This is a genomic window from Janibacter sp. CX7 (assembly GCF_024362365.1).
GTDB lineage: Bacteria > Actinomycetota > Actinomycetes > Actinomycetales > Dermatophilaceae > Janibacter.
The window spans coordinates 3172859-3191127 of sequence record NZ_CP101464.1; the positions used below are offsets into that span (position 1 = coordinate 3172859).

Here is an 18269-nt window from a genome sequence, read left to right on the forward strand (position 1 = left end):
GCGGCCCTACGGGGTGCGGACGGCGCGGACGACCGCGTCGATGATCGTCTCGACGCGCACGTCGTCGGCGGTGGCTTCGTAGGTGAGCAGCACGCGGTGGCGCAGCACCCGGTGCGCGAGGTGGCGCACGTCCTCGGGGATGACGTGGTCGCGCCCCTGGAGCAGGGCCGCGGCCCGCGCCGCCTTGGCGAAGGCGATCGAGGCGCGCGGGCTGGCGCCGATCTCGACGTAGCGGGCCAGCTCGGGCGGCATGACCTTGCCCGGGGTGCGGGTGGCCGCGACGAGGAAGGTGATGTAGTCGAGGATCGCCTTGTCGAGGTAGACCGAGCTCGCGAGCCGCTGCAGCTCGCGGGCATCGGCGACATGGATCATCGCCCGGTCCGGCTGGTCGAAGACGCCGGCGTCGATGCGCCGCACGACCTCGGCCTCCTCCGCGGGGCTCGGGTAGTCGAGCAGGTCCTTGAGCATGAAGCGGTCGAGCTGGGCCTCGGGCAGGACATAGGTGCCCTCCTGCTCGATGGGGTTCTGCGTCGCGAGGACGAGGAAGGGCTCGGGCACCTTGAAGACCTGGCCGCCGATGGAGGTCTGCCGCTCCTGCATCGCCTCGAGCATCGCCGACTGGGTCTTGGCCGAGCTGCGGTTGATCTCGTCGAGCAGGACGAAGTTCGCGTGCACCGGCCCGAGCTGGGTGACGAACTTGCCCTGGCTCGCGTCGTAGACCTGGGTGCCGACGATGTCGCTCGGCAGCAAGTCGGGGGTGCACTGGATCCGCTTGAAGGACCCACCGATCGCCGTCGCGAGCGCGTGCGCGGCCGTCGTCTTCGCCAGGCCGGGCACCGACTCGAGCAGCACGTGGCCGCTCGTCAGCAGACCGATGAGGAGGGTCTCCCGCAGCCGCCGCTGGCCGACGACCTTCGACTCGAAGCCCTGGTCGACCGCGGCGACGAGGGCACGGGCCCGCTCCAGCTGGTCCTTGCTGATCCTGCTCGTGGGCGGCACGTCGCTCCCCTTCGCTGTGGTGGTCTGGTGTCCGCCGCCAACTCTACGGACCGGACCACGACCCGGCACTGGGGAGCACTCCCCCGGGTCAGCTGCCGATCTTCACCTCGTGCAGGGAGATGCCGTACTGCGTCGCCCGCTCGTCCGTGACGACCCGCACGTGCCGGGCGGAGGTTGCCGGGATCGCCAGGTGGTCGAGGCCGCCGTCGCTGCCGCGGACCGTCTCGACGGTGCGCCAGGCAGCGCCGTCGAGGCTCACCTGGAGCCGGTAGTCCCTGGCGTGGGCGCGCTCCCAGTCGAGCGTCACGGTCCGCACGAGGCGCGGGGTGCCCAGGTCGACCGACCACCACGCGTCGTCACCCCACCGGCTGGCCCAGCGGGTCGAGCGGTCGTCGTCGATGGCACTGCCCGGGCGCAGCCGGCCGGTGAGCGTCCACTCCGTGCTGCTCGCGGTGGCGACCGCTCCCTTCGTCAGGTCGGCGCCCTGCTGCCAGTCGGCCGTCGCCGACCAGGTGCGCAGATAGGACTCCGGGCCGCGGAGCAGGTCCTCGACGACCTGCTGCCCGGGCTCGCCGTGGTTGCTGCGCATGTCGGCCACCCAGTCGGGGACCATCCCGTAGTGGGCCACCCCGTCGCGGTTGTAGTCCCACGTGCGCTCGCCGGTCACCTGACGCTCGACGGTGCCCCGGCCGGTGAGCGGCGCGAAGGGGTAGACGAGCGGGCGCTCGGCCGCATCGGCACGCGGCGGCGGGGTCCCGCCGAAGCCGTTCATGTCCATGCCGAAGCCGTAGCCGACGTCGTACTTCTGCCGCACCGGCCGGTCCGCGGCACCCTCCTCGACGAAGGCGTCGGCGCCGTGGCCGTACTGGGTGATGAAGCCGCCGAGCCGGTAGATCCGCTCGGTGAAGTGCTTGTCCATCCACGAGTGGCTCGAGATGACGCCCGGATAGCCCTCGGACTCGAGGACCTCCATGGTCCGCTTGGCCGCCTTCACGCTCTGGTGGTCGAGCTCGACGAGCAGGCCGCGGTCCATCATCCCGCGCAGGGCGTACTCACCGAGCGCGGTCAGACCCTGCCGGTTGCAGTGCGGCCCCTCCGGGTAGATCGGCAGCACCTGACCGGGGACGAGCTCGGCGACCTTGGGCGGGATGACCCCGCCCTCGACGGTGTTGTCGTGCAGGTCGGTGGGGCAGCGCTCGACCTGCCACCACTGCCCCGTGGACAGGAAGTTGCCGACGTTGACGACGATGCCCTGGGTGCCGGGGTCGAAGCGCACCCCGCACAACGCGTTGTCGAACTTGTGGCACAGGTACATCGAGCGGATCCCCAGGCCCTTGACCTCGTCGAGGCCGGCGTCGATCTTCGCCTTCGTGCAGTGCGAGACGCCGAGCGTCATGCCGCAGCCGAAGGGGGCCGACACCTCCATCCCGAGGATCACCGCCATCTTGCCCTGCTCGATGTACTGCCGGGCCTCGTCGGCCGTGTAGGCGATGCGGAACCAGCCCTTGCCGGGCCCGCCGTGCCGGGCGTCGATGAAGGCCTCGAGCTCCTTGGTCTTCTTCACCTGACGGCGCACGACGTCCATGTCGTTGCACGAGCTCGTGTTGACCTGCGTCGGCAGCGAGCACAGGACCGAGTTGTTGACCGTGTCGGCGACCATGACCCGCTGCCCGGCCCGCCAGGCGCGCTCGACCCAGCGGTAGTACATCTGCTGGTGGGTGAGCGAGGACCACTTCGGGGCATCGGTGAAGGTCGGGTAGAGATCGGTGTCGTGCGGGTCGAAGGGCCCCTTGCCCTCGAGGTTCGTCACGTTCTCGATCAGGCCGGTCCGCCCGTCGGTTCCGTGGCTGTGGCAGTCGGTCAGGGCGTCCTCGATGCCCAGCTCGCTGAAGGTCTTGCCGCAGACGATGTCGCCGCCGAAGCCCTCGTCGGACATCAGGTGGGTGTGGGCGTCGATGAGGCCACGCACCTCTCCCTTCGGCCCGGTGCCGGTGGCCGGCGCGCCGCTCACGCCCACCTCGGAGTCCTCGGCGAGCGGGTTGCTCTGCTCGTACCACGGGGTCGGGTCGGCCCCGGCTCCCGTGGCGCTCATCCCGAGCAGGGCCACGAGCACGAGCAGGACGAAGGGGGTCACTCGCCCCCGGCGACGGCGCTGCGGTCTGGTCATCATCGACTCCTACCCGTGGGTAACTTGGACGCTGCAGCCACCGTAGCGGCATCGGGCCGTCGGCGCGCGACTCGTAGGGTGCTCGGGTGACCTCCCCCGATCCGGCTCCCACCGTCGGGCCGCGCGAGATCCTCGCGCTGGCCGTGCCGGCCTTCGTGGCCCTCGTCGCCGAGCCGCTCTTCCTCATGGTCGACGCGGCGGTCGTCGGTCGGCTCGGCGTCGTGCCGCTCGCCGGGCTCGGCGCCGCGAGCTCCGTGCTCCTCACGGCCGCAGGGGTCTTCGTCTTCCTCGCCTACGGCACGACGAGCGTCGTCGCCCGCCAGCTCGGCGCCGGCTCCCGGCGCGGAGCCATCGAGGTCGGGGTCGGCGGTGTCTGGCTCGCGGCCGGCCTCGGGCTGCTCGCGGCCCTCGTCGTCGGGCTCGGCGCCCGCCCCCTCGCCGCGGCCTTCGGCTCGTCACCGGCCGCGCTCGACGAGGCGGTGACCTACCTGCGGGTGAGCGCGCTCGGGCTGCCCGCCATGCTGCTCGTGCTCGCGGCCACCGGCATCCTGCGCGGGCTGCAGGACACCCGCACCCCGCTCGCCGTCTCCGCGGTCGGCTTCGGCGCCAACGCCGTGCTCTCGGTCGGCCTCGTCCTCGGCCTCGGCATGGGCATCGCGGGCGCCGCCTGGGGCACCGTCCTCGCCCAGTGGGGCATGGCCCTGGCCCTGCTCGCGGTCGTCCTGCGGCAGGGACGAGGTGCCGGGGCCTCCCTTCGTCCGCATGTGGGGCGGGTCCTCGGCGCCGCCCTCGACGGGGCGCCCCTGCTCGTGCGCACCCTCGCGCTGCGCGCGATCATCCTGCTCACCGTCGCCACGGCCGCCGGCTTCGGCGACGTCCCGCTCGCGGCCTATCAGGTGACGACGACGATCTGGTCGCTGCTCGTCTTCGCCCTCGACGCCCTGGCGATCGCCGGGCAGGCCCTCACCGGGGCGCAGCTCGGCAGCGGTGACGCGCGCGGCGCCCGCGAGGCGACCGCCCTCATGGTCCGCTGGGGCGTGTGGGGCGGGGTGCTGCTCGGCGTCGGGCTGCTCGCGCTGCACCGGGTGCTGCCGGCGCTCTTCACCGACGACCCGGCCGTGCGCAGCGCGATCGCCGCCGGCCTCGTCGTCATCGCGCTCGGGCAGCCGCTCGCCGGTTACGTCTTCGTCGTCGACGGGGTGCTCATCGGCGCCGGCGACGGGCGCTGGCTGGCGACGTCGATGACTCTCGTGCTGCTCGCCTACGTGCCGATCGTGCTCGTGACCCGCGCGCTGGGAGCCGGCCACGGGCCCGAGGCGGCGGTCGTCGCGCTGTGGCTCGCCTTCACGGCCTTCATGCTCGTGCGGGGCGGGTTCATGGCCTGGCGGGTCCGCGGCGATGCGTGGGCCGTCACCGGGGCGACCCGCTAGCCCGGACCCTGCGTCGGGACGGGCTCGGTCAGGCCGGGCCGCGTCGGAGGCCGGGCTGCGTCAGAGGACCGGCTGGCGGGTGCTGTCGGCGTAGGAGTACCAGCCCTGGGCGGCGAGTGCCTCGGCGAGGCGCCGCCGGCCCGCGGCGCCCTCGGCGACGACGACCGCCAGCTCCGAGGGGCGCAGGGGACTGATCGACAGGGCGCGCACCGACCCGATCGTCTGCGGGCGGCCGGGCAGCTCGACGCCGAGCAGCAGCCCGAGACGACCGTCGGCGACCCAGTCCGCGGGCGCGTCACCTGCGGAGATCTCGAGCGAGATCAGGTCGTGGTCGGCCAGGGCCGCGGTGACCACGTCGGGCCCCGCCGCGGCGAGCGCACCGGCGGCCTCCTCGAGCGCGGTGACGAGCCAGCGGCCCTCGCCCTCGGCACGGTCGACGAGCTCACGGCCCTCGATGTAGACCTCGAGGCCGAGGGAGCTGCCGTCCGCACCGGCAGCGGAGAGACCGTCGGTGGCGGCGATGCCCGAGTGGGGGGTCGTCACGTGGACGTAGCCCGACGAACCGCCAGACCACAGGCCCGCCTCGTCGGCGTCACCGAGCGGTCCGCGCCGCGCGCCGACCTGCCCGACCTGCCCCCAGAACTCGTCGCGCGTGCTGCTGTCGTCGGTCTGCCCCATGGAAGTCACCCCTGCATCCTGCCTGCTACCCGGCACCGGGGAAACCCCCGGGTGCCGGGCAGGCGGGTCACTTGGTCGTCAGCCGCAGGGTGAAGTCGGCGTGGTCGTCCTCGCCCCACATCGCGAAACCGAGGGCCGAGAGCGGCTCGATGTTCTCCTTGTCCTCGGCGTCCATGTCACCGCCCCACAGCTCGACGGCCTTGCTGATGTCGACGTAGGCGACCGAGCCGGCCTTGTCGGCGTCGGGCACGGCGTCCTTGAAGGCGTCGCTGTCGCCCAGGCCCGAGCCGTTCGCGATCTCGTCGGCGTAGCCCGCTGGCGTCGCGACGACCGTGCGGCCGTCGCCGGCGTCCTTGACCGTCACCGGGGGCGCGTCCCCGGTGCTCGAGGTCATCGAGCCGGTGAGCTTGTCGATCAGGCCCTTGTCGCCGTTGGTGACCAGCGCGACCTTCGGTTCGTCGGCGTTGGGGCCGACGGCGACGGCCGTGTCGGAGCCGACCGCCTTGGCGACGTCCTCGGGCACGGACAGGCCGGTCTCGCTCGTGAAGGAGTCGATGCCGCTCTGCCAGTCATCGCCGAGGGCGGTGCGGGCGTTCTTGTCGATCTCGGGCCAGGCCTTGCGCAGCGCGTCGTCGAGGCCGGTCACGGCCACGGCGCCGAGGGTGTCCGCCGGCAGGTCGCCGACCGAGGTGCCGTCGCCGTTGGGGACGCTGCCCGCGGGCAGACCGTTCATCCGGCCGGCGAGCTCGAGCGTCGGCCCGTCGAAGCGCAGCGCGGTCGCCAGCCGGCCCTGCTGGGTCGTCTGGGCGGAGGCACCGAGCGTGCTCTGGGTGATGTCGCCCGCCTTGGACATGTCCATCCAGCCGGTCACCATGCCGTCCTCACCGAGGTCGTCCATGTCCTGGCTGAAGGTGTCGCTGTCGGCGAGCGCGCTCCCCTTCGCGTCGTTGACCGCCTTGTCGACGACGCTCTGCTCCTCGCCGCAGATGGCGAAGTCGGGCTGGACGGAGCAGTAGCCGCCCTCGCTGCCGGTGACCTTGGACAGGCCCTGCTTCGCGGCGTCCTCGTCGGTGCTCGCGAGCGCGACGACGACACCGGGCTCCTGGGCGCCGTCCGCCGGCGGCAGGATCGCGACGCCGAAGCGCTGGCCGAGCCAGGGCTCGACGTCCTGCGCGTAGTCGACGCCCTCGAGGCCGCCGTCCTCCTTGATCGCGTCGAAGATCTCCTTGCGCAGGTCGCCGTTCTCGTCGACGCCGTCGAGGCTGTCGCGCATGCCGGGGAACTTGCGGGCGAAGCGGAAGGCGTCGACCTTCTGGTCCGCGGAGGGGTCGAGGTCGACCTTCGCGAAGGCGATGGCACTGGCCGGTAGTGCGGCCTCGGGCTGCGCCCCACCGCCACCGATCTTGTTGTAGGCGAGGACCGCACCGCCCGTGACGACACCGAGGGCGACGACACCGGCAGCGCCGAAGGCGCCCCACTTGAGCGCCTTCGAGCCGCCCTGCTGCTGCTGTGGGGGCGGCTGGTGACCCCACTGGCCGGGCTGCTGCGGCTGACCGCCGGGAGTCTGCTGGAAGGGCTGGCCGTAGGCCGGCTGCCCGCTGGGGGCGCCGTAGCCCGGGTGCTGCTGCCCGTACCCCGGGGGCGGCGGGGGCTGCTGGCCGTAGCCCGGAGGCGGCTGCTGCCCGTAACCGGGCTGGGGCGGCTGGTGACCGAAGGGCGGCTGCGACATGGTGGGTTCCCCCTGCTCGTGGTGGTTCTTTACCCAGACCTTAAGGTCGGCGACCACCCGAGCGACATGGGGAGCACTACCCAGCCTCAGCCCCGGTAGCGGATCTCCACGCGGCGGTTCTTCTCCCGGCCGTCCGGGTTGTCCTCGCCGCCCTTGTCGTTGGCCGCGACCGGGTCCTTCTCCCCCTTGCCACTGACGTCGAGCTCGAGGTCGTCCCGCTCGTCCTCGATGACGTCGGCGACCGCTCGGGCGCGCTCCTTGGACAGCGTGAGGTTGTCCGCGTCGGATCCCACCGAGTCGGTGTGGCCGACGACGGCGACCTGCGCACCGTCGGGGATGTCCGCGACCGCCTCCACGACGGCCTCCTGGGCGCTCTCGCCGAGCTCGGCCTCGGCGAACTCGAAGAGCACGTCGGTGTCGAGGGTGACGACCGTGCTGCCACCCGAGGACGTCACCTCGGGCTCGAAGGGGTCGATGTCCGGCACGTCGATCGCCTGCACGTCGGGGACGTCGATCGGGCTGCGGTGCTTGTTGATCTCGCTGTCGGAGAGGGTTGGCAGGTTGTCGATCGTCAGCGGCTCGTCGTCGGCCGCGCCGGCGGAGGAGGCCCCGGCGAGGACGAAGGGGGCGACGAGCGTTGCGGCGACGAGGGCACGACCTCGGGTGCAGGTCGTCATTGCGGCATCGGGACGTCTTCGATGGCCGGGGACTCGGAGGTCACCCGCAGGTCCATCGCGGTGACGCCGTCACGCGGGAGCGGGAAGGCGGTGAAGAGGTAGACCGGCTGACCCAGAGGAGCGCTCGCCTCCGTCGCATCGCTGGTGAGGTCGTCCACGTGGCGGTACTTCTCGAGGTTCTTCATGTCGATCAGGACCGGCTCGAAGGAGCTCCAGCCGAGCAACTTGAAGGCGGACTTGTTCTCGGTGCCGCGGCCCTCGCCCGTCAGGCGGAAAGTCGCGAGCATGACGTTGTCGTCGCGCCGCAGCTCGAGCAGCTCGATCTTCGTCGTGTCGACCGAGTCGTTGTTGATCTGTACGGTCGCCTCGGCGATGGCCGCGGGCGGGTTCTTCAGGTCGATCCCGGCGGTCTTGGCCCCGTTTTCGTCAGGATTGCCGGTGACGACGCCCGAGGTCTGCGACGACGACGAGCCCGCCCCCTCGTCGTCCCCACCCAGCATCGAACAGCCGCTGAGCGCGAGGGCGGCGGCCGCCCCCAGCGCGAAGACTCGTGTACGCATGATCATGCTTCTCCCCCGTCTCGTCGGCCCCGGCGGCCTGGGGCAACTGTAGGGGGACGCCTGCGCCAGCACCCATGGGGAGGACTCCCCGGGCACGACGAAGGGGGGCGACCCACCGGGTGATCGGTGGGTCGCCCCCCTTCGTCAGGGCGTCGTGACGGACTCAGCCGGCGACGACGTCGAGCGCGACCTTGGCCTGGACCTCCGGGTGCAGACGCACCAGGGCCTCGGCCGGGCCGACCGACTTGATCGGGGTCGGGATCTCGATCGTGCGACGGTCGAGCTCGGGACCACCGCCGGCCTTGACGGCCTCGGCGACCTCGCGGCTGGTCACGGCGCCGAAGAGGCGACCGGAGTCACCGGCGTGGGCGCTGATCGTGACCTGCTGGGCCTCGAGGTTGCCCTTGATCGACTGCGCCTCCTCCAGCGACTTCACGGCGCGCGCGGCACGGCCGGAGGCGATCGCCTCGACCTGCTTCTGCGCACCCTTGGTCCACGCGGTGGCCAGGCCACGGCGGTAGAGGAAGTTGCGGGCGTAGCCCGGCTTGACGTCGACGATGTCGCCGGCGGTACCGAGGCCGGAGACCTCGTGGGTGAGGATGACCTTCATCTGTCTGCTCCTTGCTTCGCGGCCGCTGATCAGCGGTTGGACGAGGAGTAGGGCAGCAGGGCCATCTCCCGGGCGTTCTTGACGGCGGTCGCGATGCGACGCTGCTCCTGGACGGAGACGCCGGTGACGCGACGCGCACGGATCTTCCCGCGGTCGGAGATGAACTTGCGCAGCAGGTTCGCGTCCTTGTAGTCGATGTTCTCGACCTTCGCCGCCTTGAGCGGGTTGGCCTTCTTCTTGGGCTTGCGCACTACGGGCTTGGCCATCGTGGTGCTCTCCTTCGTGTCAATGAGAGCCCGAGGTTGGTCCTCGGGATGGGTGTGGTGTCAGTGCCCGACCGGGGTCGGGCGCGAGAGATCGATCAGAAGGGGGGCTCGTCGTAGCTCGGGGCGTTGCCCCAGCCACCGCCGGCCTGGCCGCCACCCTGGGGAGCGCCCTGGGCCGGGGCCTGCTGGCCACCGCCCCACGAGCCGCCACCCTGCTGGCCGCCACCCTGGCTGCCGCCGGTCGCCCACGGGTCGTCCTGCTGGCCGCCGAAGCCGCCACCGGAACCACCCTGCTGGCCACCGCCGCCGCCCCAGGAGCCGCCGCCCTGGCCGCCGCCACCGCCGCGCTGGGTCTTCGTCACCTTGGCGGTGGCGTAGCGCAGCGACGGGCCGACCTCGTCGACCTGCATCTCCATGACGGAGCGCTTCTGCCCGGTCTCCTTGTCCTCCCACGAGCGGGAGACGAGGCGACCGGTGACGACGACGCGGGTGCCACGGGTGAGGGACTCCGCCACGTTCTCAGCAGCCTCGCGCCACACGGAGCAGCGCATGAAGAGCGTCTCCGCGTCCTTCCACTCGTTCGTCTGACGGTCGAAGGTGCGCGGGGTCGAGGCCACGGTGAAGTTGGCCACGGCCGCGCCGCTCGGGGTGAACCGGAGCTCCGGGTCAGCCGTGAGGTTGCCGATAACGGTGATGGGGGTCTCGCCTGCCATGGGATTCCTTGTCGATCGGTGATCTCTCAGGTGAGCCTGTCAGTGGGGACCGACAGGCCGGGAGGGACGCCTCTCAGGCGTCGACGCGCATGAGCTTGGTCCGCAGGACCTGCTCGGAGAGACCCAGCTGACGGTCGAGCTCCTTGCTCGTGGCCGGCGTGCAGGTCAGGTTGGCGACGGCGTAGAGGCCCTCGGCCTTCTTGTTGATCTCGTACGCGAGACGACGACGACCCCAGTGGTCGATCTTGTCCACGCTGCCGCCGTCCTTGGTGACGACGGTGAGGAACTTGTCGAACAGGGGCTGGACGGCCCGCTCGTCGGTCTCGGGGTCGAAGATGACCATGAGCTCGTACTGACGCATGCTGATAACCCGCCTCCTTCGGTCTGTGCGGTCACGGTCTCTCCGTGACAGGAGGGTTGGTGCATCGGTGCCCGGGCACGCCGGTCGGGTGACAGACCTGCTCCGGGGACGCCTCAGGGTATCGGCTGCCCTCCCTTCGCACCAAAGCGTGCCGGGCGAAGGGGGTCCGCATCAGACCGCGACCGGCTCCTGTGGACGGTCGTCCGGCAGGGCACGAGCCTGTGGACGGGGGCCGGGGTTGTCGACCGGCGTGTACCAGACGCTCCACATGAGGAAGCCCCACGCGATGGCCCGTCCGAGCACGGCGACGGCGTACCACTGGGCCGGCAGGCCCTTGTCGGGGTCGGCGGCGGCGCCGATGTGCAGCCACAGCGCCGTGGCGTGGACCGCCTCGACGGCGACGAGGCCCAGGTGGGTCCGCCACGAGACGCCCGCGAGGAGGGCCAGCGGCAGCACCCACAGGGCCGCCTGGACCGGCACCGAGGGGCTCGTCAGCGCGACGACCGGGACGGCGAAGGCCGCGACCTGCGCCCAGGTCGCGGGACGCCAGGCCCTGCGGACCATGACGACGCAGACCCACACGGCCAGTCCCCAGCCCGCGACCGAGGCGAGCGGGGCGACGCGGGCGGGCAGCGGGTGCCCGGCGAGCTCGGGGATGAGCAGGACGGAGCCGTAGCCGGGCTTCTCGCCCCACCACGCCCGCAGCGGGCCGGTGACGATGTCGGGCGAGGCGAGCGCGAGGACGACGGCCAGCCCGACGGCGGTGCCGAGGGCGACGAGGACCGTCCGCACGGCGGCCGCCTCGTGCCCGACCCGTCGCGCGGCGACGACGAGCGCGACGGCGACGATGCTGACCCAGGCGTGCCCCAGCAGCGCCAGGCCGAGCAGGACGCCGGCGAGCACCGGACGACGGCGGGTGTCGGCGAGCATCGCCGCCATGACGAGGGTGACGACGACGAGGTCGGGCGACAGGAGCGCGGCGACGACGTGCACCGGCGACAGGGCCAGCTGGGTCGCCAGGTCGAGCCGCTCGGGGCGCAGCATTCCGACGCACCAGACGGCCGCGACGAGGCAGAGGGTGATGATGAGCGTCCACAGCGCCATGTACCAACGGGAGGCGTCGAGCCAGCCGGCCTCGGGGACGAGGCCGCCGACGGCGGACATGAGCCCGGAGAGCAGCGGCATCTGGTCGAGGCGGATCTCACCGGTCAGCCAGCCGCCGAGGCCCCGGTCGAGCCCGGCGAGCTGGTACTGGGCCGGCAGGTCCGAGAAGCAGCCCCGCCAGAACTGGTCGTTGCCGTTCCAGCCGTTGACGACGCAGTGCCCCTGGCGCAGGAAGGCCGACCCCATCGGGAGCAGAACGAGCAGCACGACGAGCGGGAGCAGCCGCGGCAGCGAGCGCTCACGCGGCGCGGCCCGACGGCCGAGCGGCCCCCCGACGAGCGCGCTCGCCTCCCGCGGGAGCAGGTCGCGCTCGGTCCACTCGCGGGGCACTAGTCGCCCTGCCCGGCCGAGCCGCTGCCGCCGGGGGTGAGGCTCGGCCTCGGGAGGGTCGGGGTCTGACGCGTCGAGGTCGGCGACGGCTCGCTCGTCGAGGTGGGCGACGGCGCCGTCGTCGTCGGGCGGGTCGTCGTCGGGCGGGTCGTCGAAGAGCTGGTCGTCGAGCGGGTCGTCGACGACGTGGTGCTGCTCTTCGTCGTCGAGGAGCTCTTCGTCGTCGAGGTGCTCGAGCGGGTCGAGCTGCTCGACGTCGAGGTCGGCTCCTGGGTTGTCGAGCGCGTCGTCGTCGGCTGCGGCACCGGCGTCTGGGTCGTCGTGATCGGCGCCGGGGCGTCGGTCGGACGGCTCGTCTGCGGGCGGAAGGTGACATTGCCGGCCGGCGGCAGGCTCTCGACCGGCTCGCCCTCGAGCGCGCCGATCATGTAGTCGGTCCAGATCCGCGCCGGGATCGTGCCGCCGGTGACCTCGGCGAAGCCGCCGAGGTTCTTCAGCTGGTTCTTCTCGACCAGCCGGCCGTCGCCCTTGTACATGCCGACGGCGGTCGCGAGCTGCCCCGGGGTGAAGCCGTCGAACCACGCCGCGTAGTTGTTGGACGTCGTGCCCGTCTTGCCGCCGACGGGGCGGCCGAGGTCGGCGACCGTCGGGTACCCGGTGCCGCCGGGCTGGTTGACCAGGCTCATCGCCTGGATGGTGTCGCGGGCGACGTCCTGGGGGAAGGCGCGGCGCACGTCCTTCTTCACCTTGTAGTCGAGGTCGTGCTGGTCGCCGGTGCTCTTCACCGAGGAGATGTAGTACGGCGTGGCCCGGCGGCCCTCGGCGGCGATCGTCGCGTAGGCATTGGCCATGTCGATGACCCGCACCGCGTCGGTGCCGAAGACGTTGCCGGGCCCGGTCGACAGGGAGGTGCGCTTGTCCCCGTCGTAGGCGACGACACCGGCGTCCTTGGCCGACTCGGCGGTCGACTTCGGCGTCACGGCGAGGTTGAGCTGGCCGTAGTAGGTGTTGATCGACTTCTGGGTCGCGGTGCGCATGTTGACCGGGCCGTAGGAGGTGTTGCCGAAGTTGACGATGCCGCCCTGGCGCTGGATGTCGGTCGCGCTCGCCCCGTCGTAGATGAAGGCACGGTTGAAGTAGGGGCTGGCTCCGCTGTAGGTCGTCGAGAGCGGGATCCCCTTGCGCAGTGCCGCGATCATCGTGAAGGGCTTCATCGTCGAGCCGGCCTGCATCTTGCCGTCGACGGCGGAGTTGAAGTAGCCGTAGCGGCCGGTGCCGAAGCGCGAGCCGCCGTACATCGCCCGGATCGCGCCGTCACCCGGCTCGATCGAGGCCAGGCCGATGTGCAGGTCGGAGGTGCCCTCACCCGTCGGGCGCGACTTCTTCACCGCGGCAGCCGCGGACTCCTGGGCGTCCTTGTCGATCGTCGTGACGATCTTGAAGCCCCCGCGGTCGATGTCGGCATCGGTGAGGTCGAGCCGGCTGCGCAGCTCCTGCCGGACCTCCTCGGTGATGAAGCCGATGTCGTCGGAGGCCGCCTCCGAGCGCTGCTTGGGGGCGATGGTCTTGGGGAACTTCTGCTTCGACCGCTCGGCCGGGGTCATCCACCCCTCGGCGACCATGCCGTCGAGGACATAGGCCCACCGCTCCTTGGCGGCCGCGGTCTGGGTCTCGCCGAGCGCCGGGTCGTAGAGGGAGGGTCCGCGGATGACGCTCGCCAGCAGGGCGCCCTCCGACGGCGTCAGCTTGCTGACGTCCTTGCCGAAGTAGGCCTTGGAGGCGGTCTGGATGCCGTCAGCGCCGCGACCGAAGTAGATGGTGTTGAGGTAGTTGGCGAGGATCTCGTCCTTGCTCAGCTCGCCGTCGATCTTCACCGAGATGAGGATCTCGCGGGCCTTGCGCTCGAGGCTGCGGTCCTGGGTGAGGAAGTAGTTCTTCACGTACTGCTGGGTGATGGTCGAGCCGCCACCCCGGTCCTCGCCGGCGACCGCACCGGAGATCGCCCGGAAGATCCCCTTGGGCGAGATGCCGCGGTTGTCGTAGAAGGTGCGGTCCTCGGCGGCGATGAAGGCGTGCTGCACCCCGTCGGGCACCTGCGTGATCTCCACCGACTCGCGGTTGACCGTCGCGATGCGATCCATCTCGGTCTTGCCGTCGGAGTAGTAGAGGACGGAGGCCTGCGAGACGGCGCGGTCGTTGGGCTTGGGGATGTCGGTGAGCATGTAGGCCACGACGACCCCGACGATGCCGAGCGCGATGAGCGCGACGAGCGCCAGCAGGAGCTTGCGCACGATGCCCCGGCGACCACGACGACGCCGGGTGCTGCGTCGCGAGCGCGCCTCGGCGCGCGTGCGGGGGGACCTGGCCATGGAGCACCTCGTGGGACGGGGGCGGGTACGACTGACTCCAGTATGAACGCACGACGACGCGCGGCCATCTCCTCGCTCGATGTATCTGCTCGATACATCGGGTAACCTGATCCCGCCTTGCCGATCCGCGCCCCACCGGGCCCACCCCCTTCGGCCGGGTCCACCGATTGGAGCGAAGGGAGTTGCCGTGCGCCGTCGCGAGATGCTCGAGTTCGCCGTGCTCGGCCTGCTCCACGAGAGCCCACTGCACGGCTACGAGCTGCGTCGCCGGCTCAACACCCGGCTCGGTGCCTTCCGGGCGCTCTCCTTCGGCACCCTCTACCCCTGCCTGGCGAGCCTGCAGGGGCAGGACCTGGTCAGCGTCGACCACGACGCGGCCCGCGCGTCCGGCACCCGCCGGCAGCGCATCACCTACACGATCACCGACGCAGGCCGGGAGGCCTTCGCCACGATCGCCGGGCGCACCGACCCGAGCAGCTGGGCGGACGACGCCTTCGACGTGCGCCTGGCCTTCTTCACCCGGACCGAGCGCGAGGTGCGCCTGCGCATCCTCGAGGGTCGCCGTGCCCGGCTCGCCGAGCAGCTGAGCGCCATGCGCGACGGCGAGCGCCTCGAGCGCCTCGACCCGTGGACGGCCGCCCTCCACAGCCACGGGGAGGACGCCATCGAGCGCGCCGTCTCGTGGCTCGACGAGCTCATCGACGCCGAGCGACGCACCCCCCAGGTGCGGCCGGGCTCGCTGAGCGACCCCGCACATCCCGCCTTCAACCCGCCCCCCATCAAGGAGAACCCATGACCGCCATCCGCGTCGCCATCGTCGGCGTCGGCAACTGCGCGAGCTCGCTCGTGCAGGGTGTCGAGTACTACAAGGACGCCGACCCGCAGGGCAGCGTCCCCGGTCTCATGCACGTGACCTTCGGCGACTACCACGTCTCCGACGTCGAGTTCGTCGCTGCCTTCGACGTCGACGACAAGAAGGTCGGCAAGGACCTCGCCGAGGCCATCAACTCCTCGGAGAACAACACCATCAAGATCGCCGAGGTCCCCACGACCGGCGTCACCGTCCAGCGCGGCCACACCCTCGACGGCATCGGCAAGTACTACGCCATGACGATCGACGAGTCCCCGGCCGAGCCGGTCGACGTCGTCCAGGCGCTCAAGGACGCCGAGGTCGACGTGCTCGTCTCCTACCTGCCGGTGGGCTCCGAGGAAGCCGACAAGTTCTACGCGCAGTGCGCGATCGACGCGGGCGTCGCCTTCGTCAACGCCCTGCCCGTCTTCATCGCCTCCGACCCGGAGTGGGCGAAGAAGTTCGAGGACGCCGGTGTGCCGATCATCGGTGACGACATCAAGAGCCAGGTCGGCGCGACGATCACCCACCGCGTCATGGCCAAGCTCTTCGAGCAGCGCGGCGTGGTCCTCGACCGCACCTACCAGCTCAACGTCGGCGGCAACATGGACTTCAAGAACATGCTCGAGCGCGAGCGCCTGGAGTCGAAGAAGATCTCGAAGACGCAGGCCGTCACCTCCAACCTCGAGGGCCCCCTCGCCGGCAAGAAGGACGACCGCAACGTCCACATCGGCCCCTCGGACTACGTGGCCTGGCTCGACGACCGCAAGTGGGCCTACGTGCGCCTCGAGGGTCGCGCCTTCGGCGACGTGCCGCTCAACCTCGAGTACAAGCTCGAGGTCTGGGACTCCCCCAACTCGGCCGGCATCATCATCGACGCCATCCGCGCGGCGAAGATCGCCAAGGACCGCGGCGTCGGCGGCGCCCTGCTCTCCGCGAGCAGCTACCTCATGAAGTCGCCGCCGGAGCAGCGCGAGGACACCGAGGGCCGAGCGAAGCTCGAGGCCTTCATCGCGGGCACCGAGGAGCGCTGACCCACCCCGCGCGCTGACCGACCCCGGGTTTCCGGGGCCCCCGAGACACACCCCCTTCGCACGGGTTTCGACCTCCTGCGAAGGGGGTGTTTCTCGTGCTCAGCCGGCGGCGGGCGCCAGGGTGACCGGCAGCTCGGCCAGGCCGCGCAGGACCCAGGTCGGGCGCCGCGGCGCCGGCCCGGCGAGCGCGATGTCGGGGAAGCGCTCGAGCAGACGGCGCAGCGTGATCTCGAGCTCGACGCGAGCCAGCGGGGCGCCGAGGCAGAAGTGGCGGCCCAGTCCGAAGCCCACGTGCGGGTTGGGGTCGCGCGCGACCTCGAAGGCATCGGCGCCGGTCCTCGGGTCGGCCCCGAAGACGGCGGCATCGCGGTTGGCCGAGCCCATGAGGCAGGCGACGGTCTCCCCCTTCGCCACGGTGGTGCCGGCGATCTCGACCTCGGCCGTGGCCGTCCGCTCGAAGAGCTGCAGCGGCGCGTCGTAGCGGATGAGCTCCTCGAGGGCCGTCGCCGCGCTCACCTCACCGCCGGTGATCCGCGCGAGCTGGTCGGGGTGGCGCAGCAGTGCGTGCAGGCCGTTGCCGAAGGTGTTGACCGAGGCCTCGTGACCGGCGTTGAGCAGCAGGACGACCGTCGCGACGAGCTCCTCCTCGGTGAAGCCGCCCCCGTCGGCCCGCTCGGCGATGAGGTCGCTGACGAGGTCCTGCCCCGGCCGCGCCCGGCGCACCGCGACGACCTGGCGGACGTAGTCGGCGAAGTCGACGCTCGCCCGCACCGCGGCGGCCCGGGTCGCCTCGTCGACCCCTTGCTCGTACATGTGCACGATCGCCTGCGACCAGTCACGCAGCCGCACGTCGTCCTCGCGGGGCACGCCGAGCAGGTCGGCGATGACGTAGACCGGCATCGGCTCGGCGTAGGCGGCCAGGAGGTCGACGGGCCCGTTCGGGTCGAGCTCGTCGAGCATCGCGTCGGCGAGGGTCTCGATGCGCGGGCGCATGCGCTCGACGTGCCCCTTGGCGAAGGCCCCGGCGAGCAGGCGCCGCATGCGGGTGTGCTCGGGCGGCTCGTTCTCCATGAGCTGGTGGCGGTGGAGCGCGTTGAAGGGCTCCATCTGCTCGGCCGGCTCCCAGTCCGACCAGATCCGGCCCATGGCCCGGTGCCGCAGGGTCGCCCCCACCGCGGCGTGCGTCGTCGCCACCCAGCGTCCGTCGGTGGCCCGGAGCACGGGCCCGGCCACCCGCCACTGCGCGAGCAGCGGGTAGGGGTCGTCGGCGAGTCGGGGGTCGGTGAGGTCCACGTCGGGCATGGGCCCATCCTGCTCCGGCGCACCCGGTGGCGTGCCGCCGGCCCGGGCACCACTAACCTCAGTGGCATGGGTCACAGAGTCGAGTCAGAGCTGGTCGCCAATGTCATCTCCGTGCAGGTCGCGGCCGACCAGCAGGTCGCGATCGGGGACGAGCTCGTGCTCCTCGAGTCGATGAAGATGGAGATCCCCGTCCTCGCCGACCGCTCCGGCCGGGTCCTCGAGGTCAAGGTCACCGCCGGCGACGTGGTCCAGGAGGGCGAGGTCCTCGTCGTCATCGACGACTGACCTCACCCCCGCCGCACATGACGAAGGGCGGACCCGACCAGTGGTCGGATCCGCCCTTCGTGGAGTCCAGCGAGGGTCAGTTGCCCTTCTGTTCGGACTTGCCCTCCTGCTGCTGGGCCTGGTGCTCGGCCTTCTGGGCGTAGCCCTCGAGCGCGGAGGTCGCGGCCTGGAGCTGCTTCTGGGCCGTCTGCCACTCGGTGGCGAAGGCCTCGGAGTCGGGGCCGAGCCAGTTCTCCGCCAGGGCGCTGACCTGCGAAGTGCCGTTCTGCTCGACCTCGCCGATCTTGCCGGCCTCCGTCTTGAGCTGACCCGCGATCTCGCGGATCCGCTCGACGTCCATTCCGTCGGTAAGTGCCATCTTCGTTCTCCTTCTAAAAGTCTCTGTGCGTCAGGTGGTCTGGGGTGTCCGTCGCGGCGTGAGCCGGATCAGCTGCCGGAGGCCTCGGCCTGCTGCTGGACGTCGCCCTGGAGCTGCCCCTGCAGGTTCTCGATGAGGCCCTTGATCTTCTCGAGCGCCGGGCGGTGCTGACCCTCCCACTCAGAGATGAAGTCGTCCGAGTCCTTACCGTTCCAGGCCTCGTCGGCCTGCTGCACCTGGGTGTTGACCGTGGTGATGATGGTGTTGATGTCCTCGGCGAGCTGCTGCCACTTCGGGATCTCACCCTTGACGGTCTCGAGGTTCATTCCGAGCCAAGCCATCTTGTCCTCCTGCGAGTTGGTGTTGGTACTGCTGTTGGTCTGTCCT

The 18269-nt window shown here is 71.4% G+C and carries 19 protein-coding genes; 4 read left to right on the top strand and 15 right to left on the bottom strand.

Translation table 11 applies throughout. The features are described from left to right. Positions 1 to 6: 6 nt before the first annotated feature. The gene (locus tag NMQ01_RS15640; RefSeq protein ID WP_255184813.1) at positions 7 to 999 is read right to left on the bottom strand and encodes a MoxR family ATPase; all 993 of its coding nucleotides are present in this window, start codon (positions 997 to 999) and stop codon (positions 7 to 9) included. Positions 1000 to 1087: 88 nt separating this feature from the next. Next, positions 1088 to 3166, bottom strand: a complete 2079-nt coding sequence (locus NMQ01_RS15645; protein WP_255184814.1) for a discoidin domain-containing protein — start codon at positions 3164 to 3166, stop codon at positions 1088 to 1090. Positions 3167 to 3252: 86 nt separating this feature from the next. On the opposite strand from NMQ01_RS15645, the gene NMQ01_RS15650 reads away from it, so the two are divergent. Beyond that, a complete protein-coding gene (locus NMQ01_RS15650; protein WP_255184815.1) occupies positions 3253 to 4596 on the top strand; it encodes an MATE family efflux transporter in 1344 nt (447 codons plus the stop codon). A gap of 60 nt (positions 4597 to 4656) precedes the next feature. On the opposite strand, the gene NMQ01_RS15655 is transcribed toward NMQ01_RS15650, so the two are convergent. From NMQ01_RS15655 to NMQ01_RS15700, 10 genes are all read right to left on the bottom strand, one after another. Further along, the gene (locus tag NMQ01_RS15655) at positions 4657 to 5274 is read right to left on the bottom strand and encodes a hypothetical protein (RefSeq protein WP_255184816.1); all 618 of its coding nucleotides are present in this window, start codon (positions 5272 to 5274) and stop codon (positions 4657 to 4659) included. A gap of 67 nt (positions 5275 to 5341) precedes the next feature. Continuing rightward, a complete protein-coding gene (locus NMQ01_RS15660; protein WP_255184817.1) occupies positions 5342 to 7003 on the bottom strand; it encodes a DUF3352 domain-containing protein in 1662 nt (553 codons plus the stop codon). Positions 7004 to 7089: 86 nt separating this feature from the next. Next, the gene (locus NMQ01_RS15665) at positions 7090 to 7680 is read right to left on the bottom strand and encodes an OmpA family protein (protein ID WP_255184818.1); all 591 of its coding nucleotides are present in this window, start codon (positions 7678 to 7680) and stop codon (positions 7090 to 7092) included. After that, positions 7677 to 8240, bottom strand: a complete 564-nt coding sequence (locus NMQ01_RS15670) for a hypothetical protein (RefSeq protein WP_255184819.1) — start codon at positions 8238 to 8240, stop codon at positions 7677 to 7679. Before NMQ01_RS15670 ends, NMQ01_RS15665 begins: the two co-directional genes overlap by 4 nt. 163 nt (positions 8241 to 8403) lie before the next feature. Next, entirely contained in the window at positions 8404 to 8850 is a 447-nt protein-coding gene (gene rplI / locus NMQ01_RS15675; RefSeq protein ID WP_255184820.1) for a 50S ribosomal protein L9, read from the bottom strand. A gap of 29 nt (positions 8851 to 8879) precedes the next feature. Continuing rightward, complete coding sequence (gene rpsR / locus NMQ01_RS15680; RefSeq protein ID WP_007925814.1) at positions 8880 to 9116, bottom strand: 30S ribosomal protein S18; 237 nt, start codon at positions 9114 to 9116, stop codon at positions 8880 to 8882. A 95-nt stretch (positions 9117 to 9211) separates the two neighbouring features. Continuing rightward, positions 9212 to 9829, bottom strand: a complete 618-nt coding sequence (locus NMQ01_RS15685) for a single-stranded DNA-binding protein (RefSeq protein WP_255184821.1) — start codon at positions 9827 to 9829, stop codon at positions 9212 to 9214. 73 nt (positions 9830 to 9902) lie between these two features. Beyond that, positions 9903 to 10190: a 30S ribosomal protein S6 gene (rpsF, locus tag NMQ01_RS15690; protein ID WP_084451046.1), complete on the bottom strand. Its 288-nt coding sequence runs from the start codon at positions 10188 to 10190 to the stop codon at positions 9903 to 9905. A 171-nt stretch (positions 10191 to 10361) separates the two neighbouring features. Continuing rightward, positions 10362 to 11684, bottom strand: coding sequence for a hypothetical protein (locus NMQ01_RS15695; protein ID WP_255184822.1), 1323 nt, complete (start codon positions 11682 to 11684; stop codon positions 10362 to 10364). Next, positions 11684 to 14053, bottom strand: a complete 2370-nt coding sequence (locus tag NMQ01_RS15700) for a transglycosylase domain-containing protein (protein ID WP_255184823.1) — start codon at positions 14051 to 14053, stop codon at positions 11684 to 11686. Before NMQ01_RS15700 ends, NMQ01_RS15695 begins: the two co-directional genes overlap by 1 nt. 187 nt (positions 14054 to 14240) lie before the next feature. On the opposite strand from NMQ01_RS15700, the gene NMQ01_RS15705 reads away from it, so the two are divergent. Together NMQ01_RS15705 and NMQ01_RS15710 are read left to right on the top strand one after the other, a co-directional pair. After that, positions 14241 to 14849 (top strand): PadR family transcriptional regulator, encoded by a 609-nt coding sequence (locus NMQ01_RS15705; RefSeq protein WP_255184824.1) that lies wholly within the window; start codon positions 14241 to 14243, stop codon positions 14847 to 14849. Continuing rightward, on the top strand, positions 14846 to 15937 hold the full coding sequence (locus tag NMQ01_RS15710; protein WP_255184825.1) for an inositol-3-phosphate synthase: 1092 nt from the start codon (positions 14846 to 14848) through the stop codon (positions 15935 to 15937). The genes NMQ01_RS15705 and NMQ01_RS15710 overlap by 4 nt, the downstream gene beginning before the upstream one ends. 99 nt (positions 15938 to 16036) lie before the next feature. On the opposite strand, the gene NMQ01_RS15715 is transcribed toward NMQ01_RS15710, so the two are convergent. Continuing rightward, complete coding sequence (locus NMQ01_RS15715) at positions 16037 to 17239, bottom strand: cytochrome P450 (protein WP_255184826.1); 1203 nt, start codon at positions 17237 to 17239, stop codon at positions 16037 to 16039. A gap of 66 nt (positions 17240 to 17305) precedes the next feature. Between NMQ01_RS15715 and NMQ01_RS15720 the strand changes: the two genes are divergently transcribed. Continuing rightward, positions 17306 to 17524, top strand: coding sequence for a biotin/lipoyl-binding carrier protein (locus NMQ01_RS15720; RefSeq protein WP_255184827.1), 219 nt, complete (start codon positions 17306 to 17308; stop codon positions 17522 to 17524). A 76-nt stretch (positions 17525 to 17600) separates the two neighbouring features. Here NMQ01_RS15720 and NMQ01_RS15725 read toward each other — a convergent pair whose 3' ends face one another. Further along, positions 17601 to 17882 carry a WXG100 family type VII secretion target gene (locus NMQ01_RS15725; protein ID WP_255184828.1) on the bottom strand — a complete coding sequence of 94 codons (282 nt, stop codon included), beginning with the start codon at positions 17880 to 17882 and terminating at the stop codon, positions 17601 to 17603. A 68-nt stretch (positions 17883 to 17950) separates the two neighbouring features. Next, positions 17951 to 18223: a WXG100 family type VII secretion target gene (locus NMQ01_RS15730; protein ID WP_255184829.1), complete on the bottom strand. Its 273-nt coding sequence runs from the start codon at positions 18221 to 18223 to the stop codon at positions 17951 to 17953. Between the last annotated feature and the right edge of the window lie 46 nt (positions 18224 to 18269).